Origin of the sequence: Plantibacter flavus, from assembly GCF_002024505.1 — a bacterium.
Lineage (GTDB): Bacteria > Actinomycetota > Actinomycetes > Actinomycetales > Microbacteriaceae > Plantibacter > Plantibacter flavus_A.
The window spans coordinates 2,355,770-2,374,211 of record NZ_CP019402.1; the positions used below are offsets into that span (position 1 = coordinate 2,355,770).

The 18,442-nt window shown below is 70.4% G+C and carries 19 protein-coding genes; 7 read left to right on the forward strand and 12 right to left on the reverse strand.

Annotated features, from left to right (window positions below; genetic code table 11):
* Positions 1-71 precede the first annotated feature (71 nt).
* Both BWO91_RS11020 and BWO91_RS11025 read right to left on the reverse strand, forming a co-directional pair.
* Positions 72-554, reverse strand: coding sequence for a VOC family protein (locus tag BWO91_RS11020; RefSeq protein WP_371743530.1), 483 nt, complete (start codon positions 552-554; stop codon positions 72-74).
* 32 nt (positions 555-586) lie between these two features.
* Positions 587-1,597, reverse strand: coding sequence for a Ku protein (locus BWO91_RS11025; protein ID WP_079002591.1), 1,011 nt, complete (start codon positions 1,595-1,597; stop codon positions 587-589).
* A 111-nt stretch (positions 1,598-1,708) separates the two neighbouring features.
* Between BWO91_RS11025 and BWO91_RS11030 the strand changes: the two genes are divergently transcribed.
* Positions 1,709-4,153, forward strand: a complete 2,445-nt coding sequence (locus BWO91_RS11030; protein ID WP_079002592.1) for an ATP-dependent DNA ligase — start codon at positions 1,709-1,711, stop codon at positions 4,151-4,153.
* A 27-nt stretch (positions 4,154-4,180) separates the two neighbouring features.
* On the opposite strand, the gene BWO91_RS11035 is transcribed toward BWO91_RS11030, so the two are convergent.
* Positions 4,181-4,915, reverse strand: coding sequence for a response regulator transcription factor (locus tag BWO91_RS11035; protein WP_079002593.1), 735 nt, complete (start codon positions 4,913-4,915; stop codon positions 4,181-4,183).
* 104 nt (positions 4,916-5,019) lie between these two features.
* Between BWO91_RS11035 and BWO91_RS11040 the strand changes: the two genes are divergently transcribed.
* Entirely contained in the window at positions 5,020-6,234 is a 1,215-nt protein-coding gene (locus BWO91_RS11040; protein WP_079002594.1) for a sensor histidine kinase, read from the forward strand.
* Positions 6,235-6,240: 6 nt separating this feature from the next.
* Here BWO91_RS11040 and BWO91_RS11045 read toward each other — a convergent pair whose 3' ends face one another.
* Positions 6,241-7,290, reverse strand: coding sequence for an LLM class flavin-dependent oxidoreductase (locus BWO91_RS11045; RefSeq protein ID WP_079002595.1), 1,050 nt, complete (start codon positions 7,288-7,290; stop codon positions 6,241-6,243).
* 197 nt (positions 7,291-7,487) lie between these two features.
* Here BWO91_RS11045 and BWO91_RS11050 point away from each other — a divergent pair, with 197 nt between their 5' ends.
* Positions 7,488-7,949 carry a DUF3817 domain-containing protein gene (locus BWO91_RS11050; RefSeq protein ID WP_064296132.1) on the forward strand — a complete coding sequence of 154 codons (462 nt, stop codon included), beginning with the start codon at positions 7,488-7,490 and terminating at the stop codon, positions 7,947-7,949.
* Positions 7,950-7,991: 42 nt separating this feature from the next.
* Here BWO91_RS11050 and BWO91_RS11055 read toward each other — a convergent pair whose 3' ends face one another.
* Positions 7,992-8,765 (reverse strand): alpha/beta hydrolase, encoded by a 774-nt coding sequence (locus tag BWO91_RS11055; protein ID WP_079002596.1) that lies wholly within the window; start codon positions 8,763-8,765, stop codon positions 7,992-7,994.
* Positions 8,766-8,924: 159 nt separating this feature from the next.
* Between BWO91_RS11055 and BWO91_RS11060 the strand changes: the two genes are divergently transcribed.
* Positions 8,925-9,923 carry an NAD(+)/NADH kinase gene (locus BWO91_RS11060; RefSeq protein ID WP_240555469.1) on the forward strand — a complete coding sequence of 333 codons (999 nt, stop codon included), beginning with the start codon at positions 8,925-8,927 and terminating at the stop codon, positions 9,921-9,923.
* A gap of 38 nt (positions 9,924-9,961) precedes the next feature.
* On the opposite strand, the gene BWO91_RS11065 is transcribed toward BWO91_RS11060, so the two are convergent.
* Positions 9,962-10,801 carry a siderophore-interacting protein gene (locus BWO91_RS11065; protein WP_153303437.1) on the reverse strand — a complete coding sequence of 280 codons (840 nt, stop codon included), beginning with the start codon at positions 10,799-10,801 and terminating at the stop codon, positions 9,962-9,964.
* 67 nt (positions 10,802-10,868) lie between these two features.
* Between BWO91_RS11065 and BWO91_RS11070 the strand changes: the two genes are divergently transcribed.
* The gene (locus BWO91_RS11070) at positions 10,869-11,267 is read left to right on the forward strand and encodes a hypothetical protein (RefSeq protein WP_079002598.1); all 399 of its coding nucleotides are present in this window, start codon (positions 10,869-10,871) and stop codon (positions 11,265-11,267) included.
* A gap of 66 nt (positions 11,268-11,333) precedes the next feature.
* Here BWO91_RS11070 and BWO91_RS11075 read toward each other — a convergent pair whose 3' ends face one another.
* The 5 genes from BWO91_RS11075 to BWO91_RS11095 form a co-directional block, all read right to left on the reverse strand.
* Positions 11,334-11,849, reverse strand: a complete 516-nt coding sequence (locus tag BWO91_RS11075; protein WP_064296128.1) for a CarD family transcriptional regulator — start codon at positions 11,847-11,849, stop codon at positions 11,334-11,336.
* 65 nt (positions 11,850-11,914) lie between these two features.
* The gene (locus BWO91_RS11080; protein ID WP_079002599.1) at positions 11,915-12,640 is read right to left on the reverse strand and encodes a TetR/AcrR family transcriptional regulator; all 726 of its coding nucleotides are present in this window, start codon (positions 12,638-12,640) and stop codon (positions 11,915-11,917) included.
* A gap of 158 nt (positions 12,641-12,798) precedes the next feature.
* Positions 12,799-13,965 (reverse strand): HNH endonuclease signature motif containing protein, encoded by a 1,167-nt coding sequence (locus tag BWO91_RS11085; RefSeq protein ID WP_079002600.1) that lies wholly within the window; start codon positions 13,963-13,965, stop codon positions 12,799-12,801.
* Between the two features lie 147 nt (positions 13,966-14,112).
* The gene (locus tag BWO91_RS11090) at positions 14,113-14,595 is read right to left on the reverse strand and encodes a hypothetical protein (protein WP_079002601.1); all 483 of its coding nucleotides are present in this window, start codon (positions 14,593-14,595) and stop codon (positions 14,113-14,115) included.
* 52 nt (positions 14,596-14,647) lie between these two features.
* Positions 14,648-15,073 carry a VOC family protein gene (locus tag BWO91_RS11095; RefSeq protein ID WP_079002602.1) on the reverse strand — a complete coding sequence of 142 codons (426 nt, stop codon included), beginning with the start codon at positions 15,071-15,073 and terminating at the stop codon, positions 14,648-14,650.
* 136 nt (positions 15,074-15,209) lie between these two features.
* On the opposite strand from BWO91_RS11095, the gene BWO91_RS11100 reads away from it, so the two are divergent.
* Together BWO91_RS11100 and BWO91_RS11105 are read left to right on the forward strand one after the other, a co-directional pair.
* Positions 15,210-16,442 carry a glycosyltransferase gene (locus BWO91_RS11100; RefSeq protein WP_153303438.1) on the forward strand — a complete coding sequence of 411 codons (1,233 nt, stop codon included), beginning with the start codon at positions 15,210-15,212 and terminating at the stop codon, positions 16,440-16,442.
* Positions 16,439-17,206, forward strand: coding sequence for a PIG-L family deacetylase (locus tag BWO91_RS11105; protein ID WP_079002603.1), 768 nt, complete (start codon positions 16,439-16,441; stop codon positions 17,204-17,206). The genes BWO91_RS11100 and BWO91_RS11105 overlap by 4 nt, the downstream gene beginning before the upstream one ends.
* Here the strand turns inward: BWO91_RS11105 and BWO91_RS11110 are convergent.
* Positions 17,203-18,426 carry an MFS transporter gene (locus BWO91_RS11110; protein WP_079002604.1) on the reverse strand — a complete coding sequence of 408 codons (1,224 nt, stop codon included), beginning with the start codon at positions 18,424-18,426 and terminating at the stop codon, positions 17,203-17,205. The two genes, BWO91_RS11105 and BWO91_RS11110, sit on opposite strands and share 4 nt — an antisense overlap.
* Positions 18,427-18,442 lie beyond the last annotated feature (16 nt).

An 18,442-nucleotide genomic window follows, 5' to 3' on the forward strand; every position in this document is an offset into this window, starting at 1 on the left:
TGCTGACGGTGGACTGCGTCGGTGTCTCGGAGGGGCGGTGTCCCGTCGGTCGGTCGGTTGTGGAGGAGCCGCTAGCGATCGTCCGCGGCGGCGACGAGTTCGGCGATGACGAGCTTGGTCTGCCCCATCATGCATCGCATGGCTCGTGCCGCGCGTTCACGGTCGGGGTCGTTCTGCAGTTCGGCGAGGATGCCGGGCACGATCTGCCAGGACAGTCCCCAGCGGTCCTTGAGCCAGCCGCATTGGCTCGGGGCGCCGCCGTCGGCGATGAGGGCGTCCCAGAGTCGGTCGATCTCGTCCTGGGTGTCGGCTCTGACGGAGAAGGAGAACGCCTCGGTGAAGGAGAAGATGGGCCCGGCGTTCATCGCGCTGACGGGGAGGCCTTCGAGCTCGAACTCGACGACCATCGCCTGACCGGCCGGCATGGGTCCGCCTTCCGGGTAGCGGCTCACCGAGGTGATCCGGGAGTCGGGGAACAGCGACACGTAGAAGGTCGCCGCCTCCTCGGCCTGTGAGTCGTACCAGAGGAACGGGGTGATGCGGTGCTCCATCATGTCGTGCTCCCTCTCGGCCCGGGCGTCGTCGCTCAGGCGCTCTTCTTGCGTTTCGTCGCGGTCGACGCTTTCGACGGCGCGGTCTTGGCGGTACCGGTCTTCGCGGTACCGGTCTTCGCGCCACTCGTCTTGGCGGTACCGGTCTTCGCGGTACCAGTCTTCGCAGTACCGGTCTTCGCCGAGCGGCTCGTCGCTGCGGGCTTGGCGGTGCCGGATCGCTTCGCCCCGCTCGCCGTCTTCGCGCCGGTCGTGCCGCGTTGCCGTTCGATACTGCGCTGCAGCACCTCCATGAGGTCGATCGGCTCGGCGCCCGTGTCGTCATCGGGCTCGGGCTGCTCGCCGAAGGTGGCGGCGGTGTCGAGGGCATCGCCCTGCTCGAGTTTCGCCTCGATGAGCTTCCGGAGCTGTGCCTGGTATTCGTCGACGAACGCGTCCGGGCGGAAGCGCGACGAGAACAACTCGACGAGCGCCTCCGACATCTCGAGTTCCTTGGCGGAGATGCGGACGCGTTCCTCGAGTGCCGGGAACCGCACCTCGCGGACCTCGTCCTCCCAGAGCAGCGTCTGCAGGAGGATGACGTCCTCGCGCACCCTGAGGGCGCCGAGACGCGTCTTCTGGCGGAGGGCGAATCGCACGATGGCCGTGCGGTCGGTCTCCTCGAGCGTCCGCCGGAGCAGGACGTAGGCCTTCGACGAGGAGGAGTCGGGTTCGAGGAAGTAACTGCGGTCGAACATGATCGGGTCGAGGTCGTCGCTCGGCACGAACTCGACGACCTCGATCTCGCGGCTGCGTTCCTCGGGGAGCGATGCCAGGTCGTCTGCGGTGAGGACCACCGTCTGCTCGCCGTCCTGGTAGGCCTTGTCGATGTGGTCGTAGCTGACGACCTTGCCGCAGACCTCGCACTTGCGCTGGTACCGGATGCGCCCGCCGTCGGCGTCGTGGACCTGGTGGAGTGACAGGTCGTGGTCCTCCGTGGCGCTGTACACCTTCACCGGGACGTTCACCAGGCCGAAGGTGACCGCACCCTTCCAGATCGCGCGCATGACCGCTCCCGTCCGCCGGCGGATCCGCCCGCGCTGTCGTGGTGACCAGTAGACACCCGGAGCGGCGTCAAGGGCTAGCCCTTGACGGCCGTGGGCGGCAGGCTGATCGCCATGGCGAGGACGAGCGGTGGCGGCGCGCAGTCGCAGTGGGTCGACGTCGACGGACGCCGGATCCAACTCACCCATCTCGACAAGGTGCTGTACCCCGAGACCGGCACGACGAAGGCCGAGGTCCTCGCCTACTACGCCGCGGTCGCCGAACACCTCCTCCCGCACCTCGCCGATCGGCCGGTGACCCGGAAACGCTGGGTGCACGGCGTCGGGACGGCTGCGGCGCCGGAGTCGGGGTTCTTCCAGAAGGATCTGGGCACCGCGGCTCCCGACTGGGTCCAGCGGCTCCCCATCGAGCACAGCGATCACACGAACGAGTACCCGATCGTCGACGATCTCGCGACGCTCACGTGGCTGGCGCAGTTGGGTGCGCTGGAGCTGCACGTGCCGCAGTGGCGGTTCGACCGATCCGGCGAGCGCCGTCCGCCCGACCGTCTCGTCCTCGACCTCGATCCGGGTGAGGGGGTGTCCCTCGCAGAGTGCGCTGGTGTCGCGGGCCTGGCGCGGGCGGTGTTGGTGGACATGGGGCTGGATCCGGTCCCGCTCACGAGTGGGAGCAAGGGGATCCACCTGTATGCGGCGTTGGACGGCCGGCAGAGTTCCGAGGAGGTGTCGCTCGTGGCGCATGAGCTCGCGCGGGCGCTGGCCGCGGACGAGCCGGGCCTCGTGGTGAGCGAGATGTCGAAGCAGCGACGCACGGGGAAGGTCTTCGTCGATTGGAGTCAGAACAACGGATCGAAGACGACGATCGCGCCGTTCTCGTTGCGTGGTCGGTCGCGGCCGACGGTGGCGGCTCCCCGCCGGTGGGAGGAGCTCGACGATCCGGGGCTGGTGCAGCTGGAGTTCCCTGCGGTGCTCGAGCGTCTGGCGGACGGTGAGGACCCGATGCGGGTGCTCGGCGACCCGCGTCCGTCGATCACGATCCGCCCGTCGGAGCACGAGGACCGGCTCGTGGAGTACCGGCGGAAGCGGGACGCGGAGCGGACGCCCGAGCCGGTCCCGGATGGACCGCCGTCGCCTGCCGCTGCTGGGACACCGCCCTCGTTCGTGATCCAGCGACACGAGGCGCGGAAACTGCACCATGACTTCCGGCTCGAGCACGACGGTGTGCTGGTGTCGTGGGCCCTGCCGAAGGGGGTCCCGACGGATCCGAGCAGCAACCACCTGGCGGTGCGCACGGAGGACCACCCCATCGAGTACGGCAGTTTCGAGGGGACGATCCCGGCTGGGGAGTACGGGGCCGGTGAGGTGACCATCTGGGACGCGGGCACCTACGAGCTGGAGAAATGGCGCGATGACGAGGTCATCGGGACCCTGCACGGCCGGGCGGGAGGCGCGCTCGGCGGGCCGATGCGGTTCGCGCTCATCCGGACCGCGGGCGGGACGGGACGGGAGGCGCCGTCGTGGCTCATCCACCGGATGCGCGCGCCGGGTGACCCGCCGGCTCCACCGGTCGTACGGCCTCGTGGGATCCCCACCCCCATGCTCGCGAGTGTCGCGGCACCCGGCGAGCTGGTCGACGACGGATCCTGGGCGTTCGAGATGAAGTGGGACGGCATCCGTGCGATCGCGAGCGTCGACGGCTCGACGGGGCGGGTGCGGTTGTCGAGCCGGAACGGCAAGGACCTGACGATGGCGTACCCGGAGGTGGTCGAGGAGCTCGCGACGTCGCTCGCCGGCCGTGCGGTCGTCCTCGACGGTGAGATCGTGGCGTCAGGGCCTGACGGCCGTCCCGACTTCTCGCTCCTGCAGCGTCGGATGCAGCTCACCGCGGAGCGGGACGTCGAACGGGAGCGCCGTCGGACACCGGTCCGTCTGCTGCTGTTCGACCTGCTCGCGCTGGACGACACGGATCGGACGGAACTGCCGTACCGGGAGCGTCGGGAGCTGCTCGAGCGGACGATCGCGTCCGGGACCGTCGTCCAGGTGCCGCCGACGATCGACGGCTCGCTCGACGATGCGCTCGAGGTGAGTCGGGGGTTGCGGTTGGAGGGGGTGATGGCGAAGGAGCTCGACGGCCGCTACCGACCGGGTCGGCGCAGCAGCACCTGGGTCAAGTTCAAGCACGAACGCATGGAGGAGGTGGTGGTCGCGGGCTGGCGTCCCGGTCGGGGCGGGCGCTCGGGTGGGATCGGGTCGCTCCTGCTCGGGGTGCCGGGCGCGGATGGGCTGCTGCACTACGCGGGGCGGGTCGGGAGCGGCTTCAGCGATCGGGAGTTGGCGGCGACCGCGCTGCGCTTCGAACGGTTGGGTCGGGCGTCGACGGCTCTCGTGGGTGTCCCGCCGGCCGACGCGGCCGACGCCAACTGGGTGGAACCGGTCCTCATCGGGGAGGTCCGCTTCAGCGAGTGGACACCGGATGGACGGTTCAGGCATCCGGTCTGGCGCGGATGGCGCCCTGATCGGACGGTGGACGACCTCGAAGCGCCGGACCGCGGACGCTGAGCCCGCGCACCGATCGCGGACGTCGGGTCAGGACAAGCGGCCGGATTCGGAGAGGAGGGCGAGAACGGCCGACACCCGTGGGTTGCTCGAGGTGTCATGCTCGATCCCGAGTGCGGCGTAGATCGCCGTGAGGTGGTTCTGAACGGACTTCTCCGCGATCCCGAGCCTGGTCGCGATCCCCGTGTTCGAGCGACCGGTCGCGAGCAGCTGCAGCACGGCGTACTGCCGGTCGGTGAGCGACTCGAGACTCGACCCCGCCCTGGGCCTGGTCCGGTCGATGAGTTCGGGATCGAGCATCGTCTCGCCGCGTGCGGAGACCCGGATGGCCTCGAGGAGGATCTCGCGCGTGAGTGACGAGGTCTTCGACAGGTAGCTCCACCCTTCGCGGACGTCGGCCGGCATCTCGAGCAGCATGTCCATGAGGTCGTAGGCGGACAGCAGGACGACACCGAGGCCGGGTTGCGCCCGGCGGAGGGAGACGCCGAGGCTCACCCCGTTGCCGTCGGGCAGCTCGATGTCCATGGTGAGCACGTCCACCGTCCCCGGGAGGAACAGCCTGCGGGCCTCGGCGACCGTACCCGCACGCCCGACGAACGTCACGCCTGGCGCCCCGTCGAGCAGCTCGGCGAGCATGCCGCCGAGCAGCGGCTGGTCCTCGATCACCCCGACACGCAGCGGCCTGGTGGTCGCGGCGTCCGTCGTCGCATCGTCGACCGTGGACAGCGCGGCGGGCGAGGGGTCGGAGTGCGACTGGTGGTGCATGTTCCGAGTATCCCGGATCGAGATGGGAACGACCGAGGGGGAAGCTCCCGAGCGACCGCACGTCGATGTCGGCGGTGGCGCGCACGGCAGGTCAGAATGGAGCCATGACCCAGGAGGCCCGGACCGCTCGCGCTGAGCGCTGGAGCGACAGCCGGGCGTTCATCACGGCCAGTGGTGCCATGGCAGCGGTCTTCGGACTCGCGGTGTCCTTCCAGAGCGTCTACATCTACACCTGGGTCGCCCCGGGTGGGACGCGTGGCATGCTCGCCGAACGGGTCACCGCCAACCTCGTCTCGTTGAGCGCGGCGATCCTCGTACTCGCACTCCTGCTGTGGTCGAGGTGGGGGCCGTCGCTCCACGAGTGGTGGCGCCCGAAGGTGCTCGGGGGTGTCCTCCTCGTGGCGGTGCTGACGGGGCTGCTGCGAAGCGGCCTCCAGCTCCTGCTGGGCGTGTACCGCGACCCGAGCTTGCAGACGGTCCTCGTCGAGGCCGGGACGACGACGCTCGCCCTGGCGGTCTGCGCGACGTTCGGGTTCAGCCTCAGTGCCGCCCGGCGACGCGCCCGCGAGCAGGAGCGCGCGCACGCCGATCAGCGACACCGGGCCGACCTCGCCCTCCAATCCCTGCAGGGTGAGGAGCTGCGGGTGAAGCGGGAGGTCGCGGAAGGGCTGCACGGCACGTTGCAGCAGCACCTCGTCCTGATCAGCGCCCAGCTCGCGTCCGTCACGACAGCACTCGAACAGGGCGGCCCGGACGTCGGGTCGGATGCGGCCAGGACCCTTCGGTCCCTCGGCGAGGAACTCCGGACCGTGCGCGAGCGCGACGTCCGCGAGCTCAGCCGGCTCCTGTCACCGCCGCTGCTCGAGGTCGGGATCGCACCGAGCATCCGCGCGATCCTGCAACGGCTCCCCCCGTCGATCACCACCAATCTCGACGTCTCGCCGGACTTCCGGCTCCTCGACGACCCGATCGACAACGTCTTCACGACGGCGGAGCGCGCGGTCGTCGTCCGCACGCTCGAGGAGGGCGTCACGAACGCGCTGACCCACGGGGCGGCCGATCGACTGGTCGTGGACCTCCGGGTCTCGTCGCCAGCCACCGAGCGGCGAGGGACGATTGCGGGCGCCGTCGAGCTGCGCGTCGTCGACAACGGCTCCGGTCTCCGCGAGGGCACCGAACCGTCCGGCGGCCTGCTGCAACTGGATCGACGGGCCGGCGCCTTCGGCGGGTCCCTCAGGGTCGGCCCGGCAGCCGACGACGAGACCGGCAGCACCGTCCTGACGCTGACGATGCCCTACCGCCCGCCGGCGATCCGCTGAACCGGATCAGGCGGTCGAGGCCTCGGTCAGCAGTTCGCGGACGCGCGGGACGACCACGGAGCCGTACAGCCCGATGCTGTCCATGAGGTGCTCGTGCGATAGCGAACCGTTGCTGATCTTCAGATCCACGCGGGACAGCCCCAAGCCGTCGACCGCGGTCGCGACCTTCCGTGCGACCGTCTCCGGCGAACCGACGAACAGGGCACCCTCCGGGCCGGCCTCCTGCTCGAAGTGCCCACGGGTCATCGGGCTCCAGCCCCGCTCGCGGCCGATCCGGTCCATCATCGCCCGGTAGTGCGGCCACAGCTGCTCCTGCGCGAGCTCATCGGTCTCGGCGATGTGCGCCGGAGAGTGCATGCCCACGGGCTGGGTCGGCAGCTGGAACTGCGCGAGTGCGCGGTGGTAGAGGTCGACGAAGGGGGCGAACCGCAGCGGCCCACCACCGATCACGGCCAGCATCATCGGCAGGCCGTATCGAGCGGTCCGCACGACCGACTCGGGGCTTCCACCCACACCGACCCACGTCTTCAGCTTCCCGTGTTCCACCCGCGGGTAGACCGACTGCTCCCGGAGCGGCGCGCGCGTCTTGCCCGACCAGGTGACCGGTCCCTGCTCGAGGAGGGCGACGAACAGCTCGAGCTTCTCCTCGAAGAGCTCCTCGTACTGCGACAGCTCGTACCCGAAGAGCGGGAACGACTCGGTGAAGGATCCGCGGCCCAGGATGGCTTCGGCCCGCCCTCCCGAGATGCCGTCGAGCGTCGCGAACCGCTGGTAGACGCGCACCGGGTCGTCGGAACTCAGCACCGTGACGGCGGATCCGAGACGGATGCGCTCGGTGCGGGCCGCGATCGCCGCCAGCACGACCTCGGGTGACGAGACCGCGAAGTCCTCACGGTGGTGCTCTCCCACCCCGATGAAGTCGAGGCCGACCGCCTCGGCGTGGACACCCTGCTCCACGACGTTGCGCAGGACCTGCGCCTGGGACAGTGGTGCGCCGTCGGCGTCGACCGTGACGTCACCGAAGGTGTCGATGCCGAACTCGAGGGGTGTGGTCATGGGGTTCTCCAACGTCGTGTGGCTCGCCGCGAGCTGTCACGGCGATTGTATGTGTTTGCATACATCTCGGTGAACCGCGTCGCTCCGACGCGTATTCCCGATCCACCCAGGGTGGCAGAACCGGGCGCCCGCTGGGAGCACCCTCTCAGCAGTGCCTGGCAAGCTGGAAGACCTGCACCCCGAGCCTTGGAGCCCCTGTGTCGCCGCGCCGCCTCTTCCGCCTGATCGCGATCGCCGAGGCGATCACCTGGACCCTGCTCATCATCGGGATGATCCTCAAGTACGTCACGAAGACGACCGACCTCGGCGTGAGCATCGGTGGCGCGCTGCACGGCTTCGTGTTCCTCGTCTACGGCGCGACGGTCCTGCTCATCGGGATCAACCAGCGCTGGCCCATCGGCACGATCCTCGTGGGCCTCGTGAGCGCCGTCGTCCCGTACGCGACCATCCCCTTCGACCTCTGGGCGGACCGCACCGGCCGACTCGACGGGACATGGCGCCGTGAGGCGGGTGCCGACCCGCGCGACCAGCGCGTGCTCGACCGCCTGACCCGCTGGCTCGTCCGACACCCGGTCCTGCTCGTGGTCGTCGGCGGCCTCGTGGTCGTCGCCGTCTTCACGGCCCTGCTCGTCGTCGGGCCGCCGGTCCCGAAGGGCTGATCGTCAGGGTCCCTGCGGACCGCCGGGGCCCACCCCGTCCGCTCAGCCGAGCAGCTCGACCAGATTCCGCGTGATCTCGGAGCGGGCCTCATCACTGGAGATCGTCGCCGAACCGTCACCGGGCTGCACCCCGTAGTCACCGAAGCTCGCGTGGTTCGCCCCGCCGATCTCGACCATCGTCGCGTCGGCGGGCAGCCGGACGCGCGCGTCGGCGACCTTCTCCGGGGTACTCAGTCCGTCATCGCTCCCCGCGAGGCTCAGCACCTCGAGAGCCGAGCCGGAGAGGTCGTTCGCGCAGTAACTCCCGAACAGGACGAGACCCGTCACCGCGGGATCCTCTGCGAGCTGGCAGGCGCGCACCCCGCCGAGCGAGTGGCCGCCGACGAACCAGGTGTCGACGTCCGGGGCGGCGGCGGTGAACGTCTCCAGCGGCCGCTGGTCGAAGAACGCCAGGTTGAGCGTCGGCTTCGTGATGACCACGGTCACGCCGGCCTCCTCGACGACGCCGGACAGCTTGTACAGGTAGGCGTAGGGGTCGACCTTCGCCCCGGGGATGAAGACGAGACCGGTACCGGAGGCCGGACGCTCGGCGTCCGCGGTCGGGGCGAGGACCACGGCGTCGCCGACGTCGGTGACGGAGACCGCAGGGTCCTCCCACACCGCGAGTGCGGCGGGACGGGTGCCCCGCATGACGATCTGGGTCCAGACGACGAACCCGAGGACGACGACGAGCACCGCGCAGAGGATTCCGATGAGGATCGACGTCAGCCGCCCCGCCCGCCGCGGTCGGCCAGGGTGCTCGGTCACTTCGCTCATGTCGTTCCTCCACGCTCGGCGCCCCGCGAGGATCACGGTGGACCGGCTCCCTCCAGTATCCCAAACCGGCCCGGCGCGCGTCAGTCGTGAGGCACGCCACTGCCCGCCGGGAGCCCGGGTCCCGGTCGCGCTGTCAGGCGATCCGCCTATGCTCGACGGGTGACCACCACTCGCACGAAGCACCCCAGCGGGCCGTCGATGACGATCGGCCTCATCACGCACCCGACGAAGAACATCGACGACTCCGTCCGCATCCTCCGCTCATGGCAGCTCGAACACGGCGCGCGCCTCGTCGGACTCCGCGCGGAGGCCAACCGGCTCGGCGACGACGTCGAACTGCTCGACGAGGACGCCTTCGCGTCGTCGGTCGACGTCGCCGTGGCGATGGGCGGCGACGGCACGATGCTCGGCGCGATGCGGCTGCTCGCCGGCCGATCCGCACCGGTGCTCGGCGTCAACTACGGCAACGTCGGCTTCCTCGTCGAGGTCGAGCCGGCCGCGCTCGCGGAGGCACTCCAACGGGTCAGCGACAACGAGTTCTCCCTCGAACCGCACCACGGCCTCGAGGTGACGATCACCACCGGCGAGCAGGTCGCCCATCTCCTCGCCTTCAACGACGTCTCCATCGCCCGGCGCCCGGGAACCGGCGTGGTCATGGCCGACCTCGCCGTGGACGGCACCGCCTACGGGTACTTCAAAGCCGATGCGATCGTGATCGCCACCCCGACCGGATCGACGGCCTACAACTACGCGGCCGGCGGGCCGGTGCTCTCCCCCGCCGTCGCCGCCACCGTCGTCACGCCGGTCGCGCCCATGTCGGGCATCGACCGCTCGTTCATCCTCGGGCCGGCGGAGCGCCTGCAGTTCTCGATCGGCACGGCGACGAAGCAGGCCGCCGTCGAGATCGACGGCCAGGTCCTGTCCGATGTCGCAAGTGGCGCGGTCGTGACCGTCCGGCTCGTGCGCGACGCAGCCAACGTCGTGCGACTCGACCCGAGCCGGCACTCGCGCAAGGGCCGGATGAAACTCAGCCTGCTCGACCTCCCGTTGCGTCGCGATCAGCTGCTCGACCTCGTTCCACCGGACATCCGGGCACGCGTCGAGCGTCCGTCGCGGGTCCGCCGGACGCGCAGCAAGCCGGCCGACCCCTCACATTGAGTCAGGCGCCCGCCCGCAGCGCGGCGCCGGGGCGGGCGTCACGAGGCCGGCAGGACGACCCCGATCGGTTCGCGCTTCTCCGCCTGGAAGCGGTCTTCGGTGCGTCCGTAGGCCCAGTACCCGGACAGTGAGAGCTGGGAGCGGTCGAGCCCGCGCTGGGTGAGGAACACCTCACGAAGTGCTTTCATCGACTCCCGCTCGCCGTGGGCGAAGACCTGCACGCGTCCGTCGGGCCACGGGTGTCCGGCGATGGCGGTCGCGAGGAGCGCGACCGTCGATTCATCGCGGGCCGCACGGCCGACCCAGATGAGATGCACCCCGGCCGGGTGGTCGAGCTCGACGAGGTCGTCCCGCCCACCGATCTCGAGGAACGCGAGCCCCTTCGCTTCCGCCGGGAGCGCCTCGAGGGCGGCGGCGATCGCGGGGATCGCCGACTCGTCGCCCGCGAAGAGGTGCCAGTCGGCGGTCGGGTCGGGCCGGTAGGCACCGCCGGGGCCGGCGAGCACGACGCGGTCTCCCGGCTGAGCGGCAGCGGCCCACGGGCCGGCGATGCCCTCGTCGCCGTGCACCACGAAGTCGATGTCGATGGTGCCCGCCGCCTGGTCCACGCGTCGCACCGTGTAGGTGCGGGTGACCGGGAGGTCGGCGGGTGCCAGCGTCTCACGGAGCGCCGCGAGGTCGTACGGTGGCTCGAGGCCGAGTTCGGGCTTGGCGAAGGAGATCTTCACGTAGCTGTCGGTGGCGTCCTTGGGCTGGAAGTCGGCGAAGCCTGGACCGCCGAGGGTGAGGCGCACGAGGTGCGGTGTGACCCAGGAACTGCGGACCACCTCGAGGATGATCTGTGGACGTGGGGCTCGAGGTCGCGGTGTCGTCGTCATGATTGTCTCCATTCTGCCGCCCATCGGACGGTCTCGGCATCCCCGATCCCGCTGTCATACTTGAGGGATGGCTACGACCGCAGGCTGGTACCCGCACCCCGACGACCCGACGAAGGAACTCCACTTCGACGGCGAGACCTGGGGCGACTCGAGGGTGCTGCGGTTCCAGCGGGACAAGCCGTCGCAGGCCGACGCCGCGGGCTGGTACCCGCACCCGACCGACGAGGAACGCCAGGTCCGCTTCGACGGACGAGCATGGACGGACACGCGGGTGTTGCAGCTCAGCGGCGGCGCGTCCGCTGACGGCGGGCAGGCTCCGGTCTACGTTTCGCCCGCCGAACTGCCGGCGCCGGAACGCGAGAGCCGTGCCTGGACGATCACCAAGGCCGCCCTGTCCTTCGGGCCGATCGTCGCCATCGCGGTCGTCGGCGTGCTGGCGATCGTCAGCGGCAACACCGGGAGCTGAGGCACCCTCCACGAGGACGAAGAGCGCCCCGCCGAACCGGCGGGGCGCTCTTCGTCTGCATGGGTCCTACTTGGCTGCGACGGCCTCGGGGGTCGCGATCGACGAGGCGAGCACCTCGTCGAGGCCCGCGGACGCCTCTTCGTCGGTCATCGACTGCGCGAGCGCGAGTTCGGAGACGAGCACCTGGCGCGCCTTCTGGAGCATGCGCTTCTCGCCGGCCGACACGCCGCTGTCCTGGTCGCGACGCCACAGGTCGCGGACGACCTCGCCGACGCGGTGGACGTTGCCACTGGCCATCTTCTCCTGGTTGGCCTTGTATCGACGCGACCAGTTGCCGGGCTCCTCGACGAACGGCTCGCGGAGCACGCCGTAGACGGCCTGGACGCCGTCGTGGTCGATGACGTCGCGCACACCGACGAGGTCGGCGTTCGCGATCGGCAGCTTGATGGTGAGCTCGGACGTGTGCACGCGAAGCGTCATGACGTCCTGCTCGACACCCTTGATCGTCACCTTCGACAACTCGGTGATGGTGACCGCTCCGTGGTGCGGGTAGACCAGGGTCTCTCCAACGATGAACTGCATGGTTCCTCTTCTCTTCTCAGGTCGTCACCGGTACTCGCGCACCGGCGTCGTCGTGCTCCGGCGGTTCAGCGGCCGGATGGTTCGGGGGTCGGTGGTGGCGGTGACGCGCCGACGGATCGTTCGTCGAGCAGCCAGGCGGGCAGCAGGGCGACCAGGGCTTCGACCAGTTCGTCGTCCGAGACGTCGATGCGTCCGCGGCGCCAGCCGTCGACGAGGGAGAGCGTGCCACCGGCGACATAGGCGGAGACCAGGCCCGCCGGGATGCCGACCGGGACCTCGGCGCGCTCGAGCAGCGAGCCGATGAGGTGGTCGGCGTGCTCGCCGACGAGGTCGTCGAACGCGCTGCGGGCGACGGGGAGCTCGAGCACGCTCGAGTAGAGCGGTGCGTCTTCGAGGAGCTGGGCGACGAGGCGTCGGTAGGCTTCGCGGGCGCGCTCGGCGCTACCCAGCGACTCGCCCGCGGGCCGCACCGAGACTCCGGACGCGGCAAGGCCGGCGAACTGCACCCGCAGGTAGGCCGCAGTGAGGTCGTCGAGGCTGGCGAAGTGGGCGTAGAACGAGCTGCGGCTGATCCCGGCGACGCGGACGATGTCGCCGACGGACACGCGTTCCGGCCGACCGGCGAGGATTGTGGCGACGGCGTCGAAGATCGTCTGCCTGGTGCGCTCGGCACGTGGGTCGCCCGTCGCTCGGAGGACGGGAGTGAAGCGCTCGACGCGCGACGGCGGAGCGGGACGTTCTGTGGTGGACTGCTCGACACCGAGGGCGGGAACTCCTGATGTGCGAGGCATTCCCACCAGTGTACCACGACTTCTCGGACAGCTGTCCGAGACAGCACCTGTCGGCTTCGAGTGGGTCCCTCCTCCAGGTCCATCCGGGCACACCTCTCTCCCCCGAGCCGAGGCAGCGCGACCCGAATGCCCTTCGACAGGCTCGGGACCGGCGCAGGTCAGAACGGTGCTGGGTCCGGTTCAGTTCGATGGAGTTTCCCGTCTGGTGTCGTCCAGTCGAGTACTCCGCCGGGTCCGTGGTCGAGGTTCCATCCGGGGAGGTGCTTCATCCGGTGGTGATGTCGGCACAGGCAGGCGAGATTCGCGACATCCGTGGTGCCGCCGTCCGCCCACGCGACCGAATGATCGAGATCGCACGCTCTGGCCCGTCTGCCGCAGCCTGGTGCGCGACAGGTGCCGTCCCTCAACCGCACCGCGCGTTGCAGGTCGGCCGGAACGCGATACTGGTTCCGGCCGACGGAGAGGACCGCACCGGTTTCCTGCTGGACGAGGATCCGGGTGAAGCTGGGCGCGTTCACCGCGATCCGTGCCGCGGTCTCGGGGTCGATCGGGCCGTAGCCGTCGAGGGTAGCCGGGGCATCGCTCACACCGGCCATGCTGAGCGCTGGGACGGTGATCTGCACGGTCGGCTTGATGTGTTCCTGGACCTCGATCGGGTGCGGGAGGACCGGGCTCGATAGGACGTCTTCAGGCGTCACACCGGTCAGGGCGAGCGCCGCCAGGGCGTCGGCCTGCAGTTGTGCGCACGTGCGAGTGTCGCCCACGGCGCGTGACTCCGCTGCCGCCGCTTCGATCCGCTCGGAGACGCCCTGCGCGATCGGTGCCGTCGTGAAGAGGTGCACCCACGCCATCCCGTCGGCGGCGGGCTCGAACTCCACCCGGCGGTCGGCCTCGGAGCGGACGGCTCGGGCGGTGATGGATTCGGGGTGGAGGCGTTCGCGGAGGACTCGGGCGCGCTTCCGGAGGTACGCATTGGTGGATTGTCCGGCGACCGGCAGGACCTCGGCGAGGAACACCGCCCGCCCCTCGACCGGCACATCACTGAGTTGATCGAGGATCGTCTGCGCGTGCCGCGCCGAGATGCGCCCGGCCTCGAGCGACGCCAGCACGGCCGGCGCGTCGTTCACGAGCCGTTCGGCGTCGTTCGTCGCACGCTGGATCGTCCGCTCCGGGATCCGGGTCGCCATCGCGAGGGCTGCACAGGTGGAGCGACGGGACAGGGCCTGGCGTTCGGCCGGCGGGAAGACCGCCGGAACCGTGGCGTCGGCAAACGCGTCAGCATAGGCGGCGGAACGGGCCAGGAGGCGCGCCTTTCGTGCGTCCAAGACGGCCTGCTGGTGGTGGAGGTCCGCCCATTCATCCGAGAACTCCGCGAGCCGCGCGGCGCAGTCGTCGCTCGCGCGTATCGCGCTGTGCTCGACGGCCGGGAGGGGGTGCTCGGAGTCGCTGTGGCGCTCAGGGGTCGGAGGAGGCTACCGGAGGATCTCCACGAGCAGCACCCATGCACCGACCACGGAGCCGATGAACACAAGGATGAAGCCGGCAGCCAGCCAGCCGAGACCGACCGACGAACCGAGGAGGAGCAACACACCGCCGATCACGAACGGGATCATCTGCAACACCGGCACCGCAGCCTTGAGGGCGCGCGGTCCGTGCTCGGCATCCTGGTGGCGGAGGATCCGGACCGCGGCGTCGATCGCGAACCACAGGGCGAGGGCGGTCAGGAGCAGGACCTCGACACCGTACAAGACGTCGGCCTGACCCGGGATGAGTCCTGCGGCAGCGACGACGACGATCAACACCAGGGAGCTGATCGTCGCCGCCGCCCGCGCCGGCATGGACGGGATCTCGATGATCTTGGCGATGTTCACGGACATCGCGACGATGATGAGTCCGGCGAGCGCCGCCGCAGCGCCCGCCGTCGCGACGAAGAAATCGTTCCACGCTTCAGTCATCGCTGCTCCTCGGGAAGCCGATGTCGTCCCGCGACACCACTGCAGTCACACGTCACCCCTCCGCAGGGGCGGCGATGTTCACCAGCCAGGTGATCCCGAAGCGGTCCTGCACCATGCCGAAGGAGTCGCCCCAGGGCGCCACGGTCAGCGGCTGCTGGACGGTGCCGCCATCAGAGAGCCGCTCGAAGTACTCGCGCAATTGGGTCTCGTCGGTGTCCGACCCACTCAGCGACATCGAGAAGTTGCTGCCCTCGCGGTAGTCCATGTGCTTCGGCGTGTCCGACCCCATGAAGACGACCCCGGCGTCGCCGGTCAGCTGGGAGTGCATCACCAGATCGACCTCGTCCGGCTCGACCGCGGCACCGAAGTCGCCGAACGTCGACACCGTCAGTTCGCCGCCGAAGACCCCCTGGTAGAACTCCATCGCCTCACGGGCTGTCCCGCGGAAGCCGAGATACGGGTTGAGCGTCGTCATGATCGTCCCTTTCGCCTGGACGGGCGCATCGTCGCGCTCGTCTCGCGATCATTCTCGCGCTCCGGTGTCGGATGTGCGAGCACGTTCTGGTGTCTCCGTCACGAGGGGCTGCGACGCCCACGGCTACTAGGCTCGTCTGGTGCCCTCGCAACCCCAGCCCCTCCGCATCGCGATGATCTCGCTCCACACCAGTCCCGGTGACGAGCCGGGTTCCGGTGACGCCGGCGGGATGAACGTCGTGGTCCGTCATCAGGCCGTCGCGATGGGTGCAGCGGGCCACGAGGTCGACGTCATCACCCGGCGGTCCTCTGCCGACCAGCCGTCCGCCGCATCCCTCGCCCCCGGCGTGACCCTGCGCTTCCTCGACGCCGGTCCCGCCGAACCGGTCGCGAAGGGTCGGCACGAAGAGTTCGTCGACGACTTCCGCTCGGAACTCGCCCGACTGCCGCGATACGACGTCCTGCACGCCCACCACTGGTTCTCCGGCATGGCCGCACTCCCCCTCGCGCGGGAACTGGGGATCCCGCATGTGCAGAGCTTCCACAGCATCGCCGCCGAGTCCACCACCCCGCTCTCGCACGGCGAGCGCGCCGAGTCCCCCGGGCGCCTGGCCGGAGAGGCACGGCTCGCCGCGGAGTCGGACGCGGTGGTCGCGATCAGCGCGGCCGAGGCCGACACCGCGATCACCCGGCTCGGAGCCCGCCCCGACCGGGTGTCGATCGTGCCGCCCGGTGTCGACGGGACGCTGTTCCACCCGCTCGACGGTCCTCGTTCCGGTCGCCCGACCGCGGTGGTCGCCGGTCGCCTCCACCCGCTGAAGGGTTTCGACCTCGCCATCGAGACCATCGCCGCGGTCGCGCCCGAGCTCCGCCCCGAACTCGTCATCGCCGGGGACGTCTCCGTCGACTACGACCGCTACGCCGAGGAACTCGCCGCCCTCGCCCGCGACCTCGGTGTCGCCGACGACGTCCGCTTCGTCGGGCCGCAGTCGCGCATCGGGCTCGCCACGCTGTTCCGCGAGAGCACGCTCGTGCTCGTCCCCTCGCACTCGGAGACGTACGGTCTCGTCGCGCTCGAAGCCGCGGCGAGCGGCGTGCCGACCGTCGTAGCCGCCTCAGGCGGATTGCGGGAGGCCGTCGTCGATGGAGAGACGGGCATCGTCGTCGACTCCCGCGACCCGCACATCTGGGGTGCTGCGGTCTCGTCCATCCTCGGCGACCCGAAGCGGCTCGCGCAGCTCGGTTCGGCAGCGCGACGGCGGGCGGAGCGGTTCGACTGGCAGCGCTCGGGAGACGCCCTCGTCGACGTCTACCGGACCCTGCTCGAGACCGCTCCCGCCGTCGCCACCGCCCCGGCGACCTCGACCTCGTGAACCACGGACTCCTCCCGCTCATCGACAGCGGGCGCACCGTCCTGTTCGCGCACGCGCATCCCGACGACGAGACCCTCGCTTCGGGCGCGCTCATCGCCGAACTCGTGGACCACGGTGCTCGCGTCGTCCTCGTGACGGCCACGCGAGGCGAGCGCGGCGAGGTCGTCGACGGCCCGCTCCGGTCCCTCGCCGGAACCGCTGCTCTCGCGTCCCACCGCGAGTCGGAGCTCGCCGCCGCCTGCCGCACGCTCGGCGTGGCCGAGCAGTTCTGGTTGGGGACGGGTCCGGCGGCCCGACCGGGGACGTCGACGCGATACGTGGACTCGGGCATGCGGTGGGTGCGCGAGGGACTCGCCGGCCCCGCCGACGACGTCTCCCCCGGCGCGTTCTCGCTCGCGCCGCTCGACGACGTCGCCGACGACCTCGTCGCACTCATCGGACACGTCTCGCCGGACCTGGTCGTCAGCTACGACCACGGGGGCGGGTACGGGCACCCGGATCACCTCCGGATGCATGAGGCCGCGATCGTCGCGGCGCGGAGGAGCGGGGTGCCGTTCGCGGAACTCGTGCACCACCGCACCGACCTCGAGCCGCTGGGCGATGACGCCGTGTGGTTCCCGCTCGAGCACCGTCTCCCGATCGTCGCCACGGCGCTGGCCGAACATGCCAGCCAATTGACGGTCGACGGCGAGCAGCTCGTCCACTCCGGCGGCCAGCGCGAGGACATCACCACCTCGGTGGGCCTGCGACTCCGGTCCCGCTAAGCGGTCGCCGGCTGGTTCCGGTGCTCCCGAGGCATGCGGGACGCGAGCACGGGGACGAGCAGCATGAGCACGACCGCGGAGCCGAACGCCGCGGGGAACGAGAAGGCGTCGAGCAGTGCGCCGGCGACCAGCGGGCCGACGATGGCGCCGAGGTCGGACGTCGCCTGGAAGACCGCGACGGCCCGGCCACCCCGGCCACCCGCGGCGTCTCCGACGGCCGCCGCCGGAGCGGTCCCGAGGAAGGCCGCCGCGACACCGTAGACGCACAGGGCGACGACCAGCAGCCAGAGCTCGCCGACGAACGGCATGGCGAGGAGCGCCGCCGCCGCGACCGGGAACGCGACGAGCATCGCGGGTCGTCGTCCGACGGTGTCGACGAAGCGGCCGGCGGGACCGAGCGCGAGCGTCTGCGCGACAGCGGCGATCGCGAAGGCGATCCCGGTCCAGGCTGCCTCCTCATGGAGCGCCTCCACGACGAGGACCGGAACGAGTGCGCCACGGACGCCCATCGACGCCCAGCCGTTCGCGAAGTTCGCGAGGAGCGCCGCCTGATACCGGCGATCGGCGAGGACCGTGCGGAACGGCTCGGCCTGCGTGGCGGTCTCGACCGGCGCGGTGATCCGGCTGCCGCGCAGCATCACGAGCCCGAGGACGCCGGCGACCGCGAGGGTCCCGGCGTAGAAGAAGAACGGTGCCGTGAGCGAGATGGTCGCGAGCAGGCCACCGACGGCCGGTCCGGCCATGCCGCCGACGAGGAACCCGCCCTGGTAGAACCCGACCGCCCGCCCGCGACGGTGCGGTGGGGTGGTGCGCAGCAGCAGCGTCATCGCGGCGACGGAGAACATCGCCGACCCGATCCCTCCGACCCCGCGGAGCAGGAGCAGCTGCGGATAGTCCGCCGCGAGCCCGACGAGCGCACTCGACACCGCGACGATCCCGATGCCGGACGCCAGCACCACCCGCTCTCCGATCCGATCGACGAGCGCACCCACGAACGGGTTCGCGATGAGCCGCATGAGGGCGAATACGGAGACGACCGCGCCGACCTCGAGGTAGCCGACGCCGAAGCTGCGCACGTACACGGGCAGGACCGGGATCACGACACCGAACCCGAGCATCACGAAGAACGCGACACCGCCGAGGACGAGGACCTCGCGGCCGAGGGGTTCACGAGGAACGGCTCCCGCTCCGCCTGGACGACGGAACGGGAGCCGGATCATGCTCTCAGGGTATCGG